Origin of the sequence: Streptomyces muensis (genome assembly GCF_021474425.1) — a bacterium.
Taxonomy (GTDB): Bacteria; Actinomycetota; Actinomycetes; order Streptomycetales; family Streptomycetaceae; genus Streptomyces; species Streptomyces muensis.
The window spans coordinates 1-6,889 of record NZ_JAKEIP010000347.1; the positions used below are offsets into that span (position 1 = coordinate 1).

The following is a 6,889-nucleotide window of genomic DNA, read 5'->3' on the forward strand; positions in this document are numbered from 1 at the left end:
CACTTGCTCTTCTCGCGCTCCTGACGGCGGGCGGCTCCGTGCCGGCGGACTACCGCTCCTACCGCGACCGTCGTGACATGCAGGCCAAGTGGGAGCGCCGCTACCGCCGCGAGCGTCCCCTCGAAGCCCGCCGTCAGGAGCGCGAGAAGAGCAAGTGAGACCCGTTCCGCTGGTAGTCGGCAGCCAACGGCGCCTCCGGTCACAGGCCGGGGGCGCCCCACAGCGGGAACCAGCGGCCCAGGTCCTGCTCGATCCGCAGGTCGTTGGTGAGGGTCGCCTTCACCCGCAGTTCCAAGGGGTTGTCACGCCGTTCCGCGGTGCCGGTCAGCGGCGCGAACGGGTAGAACGTGCCCCGCTTGTAGAGGTAGACGAGGGCCAGCCGTCTGCCCGTGTCGTCCTCGAACCCGGCCAGCGAACACAGCAGTTGCGGCCCGAAGCCGTTGACCTCCATCGCGCTGTTCACCGCGTGCAGGTCGTTGACCAGCTCCGGCAGATCGTCGGGTTTGCGGGTGGAGACCAGCCACGAGTAGCCGTAGTCGTCCCGCGTCAGCCGCACCGGCCGTCCCTCGCGCTCGGCGTCCGCGTCCAGCAGCGCCTGCACCTCGCGGTGCGTCTGCTCGAAGACGGCGCCCTCGACCGTGGCGAAGCACACCGCCCCGCTGCCGGTCGGCCGGAACCCGGCCGCCGCCTCCAGGGTCACCGCGGCCGACGGCAGCCCGAAGAGCTGGTCGAGATCGGGCGCGACCGGCTTCGTCCGGCCGAACAGGATGTCCAGCAGCCCCATGCTCACACCCCTCCGGGAGCCGCTGCCTCGCCCAGCTCGGCGGAGATCCGTCCCAGTTGGTCGAGCCGCTGCTCCAGGCTCGGGTGGGTGGAGAAGACCCGCGCCACGCCGGGCTCCCGGCCGAGGGCGGGCGTGAAGTAGAAGGCGTTGAACGCCTGCGCCGTGCGCAGGTCCTTGGTGGGAATCCGGGCGATGTCCCCCGACACCTTGGTCAGCGCGGAGGCCAGCGCCGAGGGCCGCCCGGTGAGCAGCGCCGCGGCCCGGTCGGCGGCCAGCTCCCGGTACCGGGACAGGGCCCGGATCAACAGGAAGCTGATCGCGTAGACGGCCGCCGACACACCCAGTACGGCGGCGAAGACCACGGCGGTGTTCTGGTCGCGGCGCCCGCCCCCGAACAGCTGGCTGTAGAAGGCGAACCGCACGATCAGCCCCGCGATCACCCCGAGGAACGAGGCGACGGTGATCACGGCGACGTCCTTGTGCGCCACATGCGACAGCTCGTGCGCGAGCACACCCTCCAGCTCGTCCGGCTCCAGCCGCCGCAGCAGCCCCGTGGTCACACAGACCACGGCGTGATCGGGATTCCGCCCGGTCGCGAACGCGTTCGGCATGTCCATCTCCGACACCGCCACCACGGGCTTCGGCATGTCGGCCAGGGCACACAGCCGGTCCACGACCCCGTGCAGCTCGGGATACTCCTCCCGCTCCACGACCCGCCCCCGCATCGCGAACAGCGCGACCCGGTCGGAGAACCAGTACTGCGCCCCCAGCAGCCCGGCCGCCACGACCACGACCAGCACCCAGGACTTCAGCAGCACGATCAACGCGGCGATGAACGCCACGTACAACAACCCGAGCAAAACCAGAGTGATCCCCATCCGGGCGGTCAACCGCCGATCACTGTGGAACCGGCTCTGCATCTCGCATCACCCCGCGCACACTCAGGCACTCGTCCCACTGCCCAGTGTGCACCCGGTGACCCCCATGAACGGGTCGTGATCGGCCCTAGGCCCAGCAAAGGCCACAGGCCCCGGCGCCGCTAGTAGGCCCCGCGGAAGTTGACGTACCCCAGCAGCACGATCACCCCGGCGACACAGCCCAGCACGATGGCCGTGGACACCCAGCCCGAACGGCGCTGCCGCCGCGCCACATGATCGGGCTCGGCCCGGAACGGCACCGGACCGGGCGGGTTCTCCTTCCACCGGGCGGCGAGCATCCGGGCCCGCGCCGAGGGCTCCTTGTGCTCGGCGTCGTCCGCCCATCTCAGGTCGAACTCGCGCTCCGGTTCGTCCTGTCCGTGCCGCTGCGGCATCGTCTCCACCCCCGTGTCGTCTCAACGGCAGAATAGAACATACGCCCGCGCCCCCGCCGTCGGTATGACAGCGGGGGCGCGGGCGCAGATGCCTCGGTCAGGCGCCGATCACACGTCGAAGTAGAGCTCGAACTCGTGCGGGTGCGGACGCAGCTGCAGCGGAGCGATCTCGTTGGTGCGCTTGTAGTCGATCCACGTCTCGATCAGGTCCGGCGTGAAGACGTCGCCCTGGAGGAGGAACTCGTGGTCGGCCTCGAGCGAGTCGAGGACGGCCGGGAGCGAGGTCGGGACCTGCGCCACGTTCGCGTGCTCCTCGGGAGCCAGCTCGTAGAGGTCCTTGTCGATCGGCTCGGCCGGCTCGATCTTGTTCTTGATGCCGTCCAGACCCGCGAGCAGCAGGGCCGAGAAGGCCAGGTACGGGTTGCCGGAGGAGTCGGGCGCGCGGAACTCGACGCGCTTGGCCTTCGGGTTGGAACCCGTGATCGGGATACGCATCGCGGCGGAGCGGTTGCGCTGCGAGTACACCAGGTTGATCGGCGCCTCGAAGCCCGGGACCAGACGGTGGTACGAGTTCACCGTCGGGTTGGTGAAGGCCAGCAGCGACGGGGCGTGCTTGAGGATGCCGCCGATGTAGTAGCGGGCGGTGTCCGACAGGCCCGCGTAGCCGGCCTCGTCGTAGAACAGCGGCTGGCCGCCGGTCCACAGCGACTGGTGGACGTGCATGCCCGAGCCGTTGTCACCGAAGATCGGCTTCGGCATGAAGGTCGCGGTCTTGCCGTTGCGCCAGGCGACGTTCTTCACGATGTACTTGAAGAGCATCAGGTCGTCGGCCGCGGCGAGCAGCGTGTTGAACTTGTAGTTGATCTCGGCCTGGCCGGCGGTGCCCACCTCGTGGTGCTGGCGCTCGACCTTCAGGCCCTGCTTGTCCAGCTCCAGGGAGATCTCGGCACGCAGGTCGGCGAAGTGGTCGACCGGCGGGACCGGGAAGTAGCCGCCCTTGTAGCGGACCTTGTAACCACGGTTGTCCTCGAGGGCGCCGGTGTTCCAGGCGCCCGCCTCGGAGTCGATGTGGTAGAAGGACTCGTTCGCGCCGGTGGCGAAGCGCACGCTGTCGAACACGTAGAACTCGGCCTCGGGGCCGAAGTACGCGGTGTCGGCGATCCCGGTGGAGGCGAGGTAGGCCTCGGCCTTCTTCGCCACGTTCCGCGGGTCACGGCTGTACTGCTCGCCGGTGATCGGGTCGTGGATGAAGAAGTTGATGTTGAGCGTCTTGTCACGGCGGAACGGGTCGACCCGGGCGGTCGACAGGTCCGCGCGCAGCGCCATGTCGGACTCGTGGATCGCCTGGAAACCACGGATCGACGAACCGTCGAAGGCGAGCTCCTCGTCCGGGTCGAACGCCTCGACGGGCACCGTGAAGTGCTGCATGACGCCCGGCAGGTCGCAGAATCGGACGTCGACGAACTTGACGTCCTCGTCCGCGATGAACTTCTTGGCCTCGTCGGCGTTCTGGAACATCCAGCTCCTCCTACTCCCGACCGTCCGACCGGGGTGGTAGTTCGTTCGTGCGGCCAGTGCGGTGGCACACGCTGTCCTCGACCCTAGGGACGGGTGATTTCTCGGGCGTGACCCATTTGTTTCGCACACGTTAACCGGACATCCCGTACCTCACCCCACCTGTCCACATCGCAAAACGGGCACAGTACGGTGGTCGGGTGGACAAGAGGCAAGCAATCGGATCCTGGCTCTCGGGCCCCCGCGCGGCCGCCGAGGAAGCGGGTGTCGACTTCGGATACCGGGGTCAGCAGCTCGGCCTTCCGGAGGACGGACCGGGCTCCGTCGCCCGCCCGGGCCGACGGCTCGGAGCACTGGCCGTCGACTGGGGCATCAGCCTGTTGATCGCATACGGTCTCATCACCGACGGCTACGGCCAGGCGACCAGCAACTGGGCCCTGCTCCTCTTCTTCCTGATGGGCGTCCTGACCGTCGGCACCGTCGGCTACACCCCGGGCAAGCGCCTCTTCGGCCTCCGCGTGGTCACCCTGGAGACCGGCACGGTCAACCCGCTGCGCGCCCTGCTGCGCACCGCCCTGCTGTGCGTCGCGATCCCGGCCCTGATCTGGGACCGCGACGGCCGGGGCCTGCACGACCGGCTGGCGCGGACCGTGGAAGTACGCATCTAGCGGCCGCACTCCTCGCGTACGACGAAGGGGGCGCCCGGAATGATCCGGGCGCCCCCTTTCTCGTACGAGCTGTCTCGTGCGAGGGAGATCAACGGGCCTTCGGCCCGCCCTTCGGGAGTTTCATGCCTTTAGGCATAGGCCCTTTCGGCAACGGCATATTGCTCATGAGATCCCCCATGGCCTTCAGCCGGTCGTTGGTGGCGGTCACCTGGGGGCCGGACAGCACGCGGGGCAGCTTCAGCATCGTGGTCCGCAGCTTCTTCAGCGAGACCTGGTCCTCGCCGACGCCGACGATCAGATCGTGCACCGGCACGTCCGCGACGATGCGGTTCATCTTCTTCTTCTCGGCCGCCAGCAGGGTCTTCACCCGGTTCGGGTTGCCCTCGGCGACCAGGACGATGCCGGCCTTGCCGACGGCCCGGTGCACCACGTCCTGGCTGCGGTTCATCGCCACCGCGGGCGTCGTCGTCCAGCCCCGGCCGATGTTGTCCAGTACGGCCGCCGCCGCTCCCGGCTGGCCCTCCATCTGCCCGAAGGCCGCCCGCTCGGCCCGGCGCCCGAACACGATCGCCGACGCGAGGAAGGCGAGCAGCAGGCCCAGGATGCCGAGATAGATGGGGTGACCGATCAAGAAACCGATCGCGAGGAAGACACCGAAGGTGACGATTCCGACAGCCGCGAGTACAAGACCGATCTTCTTGTCGGCCCTGCGGGTCATCTTGTAGGTCAGAGCGATCTGCTTGAGTCGCCCGGGGTTCGCAGCGTCCGCTGCCGTGTCCTTCCTCGCCATGCCACGAAGTCTACGTGGCCCGTGGAGCGCCGACGACGGCAGTGCCGTCACGGACGGGGAAGGGTCAGGGACGGACGACGGTGACCTGGTCCAGGACGCGCTGTGCCTCGACCCGGTCCTTGGCGCGACGACGGTCCTCCAGCACGGACGTCCAGGCGTTGCGACGGGCGGTGCGCTGGCCGCTGCCCATCAGCAGCGACTCGACGGCACGCAGTGCAGTGGTGAACGACGGGATGGCGGTGGCGCGAACGGGCGCGGCCTGCATGGTGGAGGTCCCCCCTCGGGATGGCGGCTTCGGTGGGTGGTGCACGGGGTGTACAACCAGGGTCACTGATTGGTGTTACCAGGGCGTGACCGACCGGTCAAACACCAATGAAGCCTTGATGTGTGGCCCGAAATGCTTGACGCGGCCCTGATGGGCCCCCTATCTGCGGGGACGTCCAGGACCGCGTCATTCGGCGGCTACCGAGGGGTAGTTGCTTGTGCGCAGGTTCACACGAACCGAGTGGCACTCCGTGCCATCAGACGGCCTGCGAGGCGACGAAGGAACCACGCTTCTCGACGGCCATCTGGTAGAGGCGTCCGGCGCGGTAGGAGGACCGGACCAGCGGGCCGGACATCACACCGGAGAAGCCGATCTGCTCGGCCTCCTCCTTCAGCTCCACGAACTCGTGCGGCTTGACCCAGCGCTCCACGGGGTGGTGGCGGACGGACGGGCGCAGGTACTGCGTGATGGTGACGAGCTCGCAGCCGGCGTCGTGCAGCTGCCGGAGTGCCTCGCTGACCTCCTCGCGGGTCTCGCCCATGCCGAGGATGAGGTTGGACTTGGTGACCAGGCCGTAGTCGCGGGCCTCGGTGATGACCTTCAGGGAGCGCTCGTAGCGGAAGCCGGGGCGGATGCGCTTGAAGATCCGGGGGACCGTCTCGACGTTGTGCGCGAAGACCTCGGGGCGGGAGGCGAAGACCTCCTCCAGGAGCTCCGGTACGGCGTTGAAGTCGGGGGCGAGCAGCTCGACCTTGGTGCGGCCGGCCTCGCGCTCGGCGGTCTGCTGGTGGATCTGGCGGACCGTCTCGGCGTACAGCCAGGCGCCGCCGTCGGGGAGGTCGTCGCGGGCGACGCCGGTGATGGTGGCGTAGTTGAGATCCATGGTGACCACGGACTCACCGACGCGCCTCGGCTCGTCCCTGTCCAGCGCCTCGGGCTTGCCGGTGTCGATCTGGCAGAAGTCGCAGCGCCGGGTGCACTGGTCGCCGCCGATGAGGAAGGTCGCCTCGCGGTCCTCCCAGCACTCGTAGATGTTCGGGCAGCCGGCTTCCTGGCAGACCGTGTGCAGGCCCTCGCTCTTCACGAGGTTCTGCATCTTCGTGTACTCGGGGCCCATTTTCGCCCGGGTCTTGATCCACTCGGGCTTGCGCTCGATGGGGGTCTGGCTGTTGCGGACCTCCAGGCGCAGCATCTTGCGTCCGTCGGGTGAGACTGCGGACACGTCGGCTCCCTGTAGCTTCGATTCTTCGGCGTACACCAGGGTACGCCCGTGCGTTTTGCGTCTCCGGGCTGGGCAACCTTGCGGAACGTCGGCGCATTCCTCCGAACCGCACGTTTCCTCCCGGGTCGTCCTTCGGGAGCGGCCCGGTGGGGGCTGGTCGCGCAGTTCCCCGCGCCCCTTCTGGGGGCTCCGCCCCCAGACCCCCGAATCGGCCCTTCGGGCCTCGTCCTCAAACGCCGGACGGGCTGAACAACTCAGCCCCTCCGGCGTTTGAGGAGCGGGGTCTGGGGCGGAGCCCCAGAAGGATGGGACGGGTAGGGGCGGCGGGGGCGA

Annotated in this window: 8 protein-coding genes; 1 reads left to right on the top strand and 7 read right to left on the bottom strand. The window is 68.6% G+C overall.

Annotated features, from left to right (window positions below; genetic code table 11):
* Positions 1-199: 199 nt before the first annotated feature.
* The 4 genes from pspAB to glnA form a co-directional block, all read right to left on the bottom strand.
* Positions 200-784: a PspA-associated protein PspAB gene (gene pspAB / locus L0P92_RS40330; protein WP_234768107.1), complete on the bottom strand. Its 585-nt coding sequence runs from the start codon at positions 782-784 to the stop codon at positions 200-202.
* A 2-nt stretch (positions 785-786) separates the two neighbouring features.
* Entirely contained in the window at positions 787-1,704 is a 918-nt protein-coding gene (gene htpX / locus L0P92_RS40335; RefSeq protein WP_234768108.1) for a zinc metalloprotease HtpX, read from the bottom strand.
* A 119-nt stretch (positions 1,705-1,823) separates the two neighbouring features.
* On the bottom strand, positions 1,824-2,096 hold the full coding sequence (locus L0P92_RS40340) for an SCO2583/SCO2584 N-terminal domain-containing protein (RefSeq protein WP_234768109.1): 273 nt from the start codon (positions 2,094-2,096) through the stop codon (positions 1,824-1,826).
* 108 nt (positions 2,097-2,204) lie between these two features.
* Entirely contained in the window at positions 2,205-3,614 is a 1,410-nt protein-coding gene (glnA, locus tag L0P92_RS40345) for a type I glutamate--ammonia ligase (RefSeq protein ID WP_234768110.1), read from the bottom strand.
* Positions 3,615-3,811: 197 nt separating this feature from the next.
* On the opposite strand from glnA, the gene L0P92_RS40350 reads away from it, so the two are divergent.
* Positions 3,812-4,279, top strand: a complete 468-nt coding sequence (locus L0P92_RS40350; protein ID WP_234768111.1) for an RDD family protein — start codon at positions 3,812-3,814, stop codon at positions 4,277-4,279.
* An 88-nt stretch (positions 4,280-4,367) separates the two neighbouring features.
* Here the strand turns inward: L0P92_RS40350 and L0P92_RS40355 are convergent, their stop codons facing one another.
* The 3 genes from L0P92_RS40355 to lipA form a co-directional block, all read right to left on the bottom strand.
* Positions 4,368-5,069 (bottom strand): DUF4191 domain-containing protein, encoded by a 702-nt coding sequence (locus L0P92_RS40355; protein ID WP_234768112.1) that lies wholly within the window; start codon positions 5,067-5,069, stop codon positions 4,368-4,370.
* Positions 5,070-5,133: 64 nt separating this feature from the next.
* Complete coding sequence (locus tag L0P92_RS40360; RefSeq protein WP_234768113.1) at positions 5,134-5,334, bottom strand: SCO2195 family GlnR-regulated protein; 201 nt, start codon at positions 5,332-5,334, stop codon at positions 5,134-5,136.
* A 256-nt stretch (positions 5,335-5,590) separates the two neighbouring features.
* Positions 5,591-6,556: a lipoyl synthase gene (lipA, locus tag L0P92_RS40365; protein ID WP_234768114.1), complete on the bottom strand. Its 966-nt coding sequence runs from the start codon at positions 6,554-6,556 to the stop codon at positions 5,591-5,593.
* Positions 6,557-6,889: the final 333 nt, after the last annotated feature.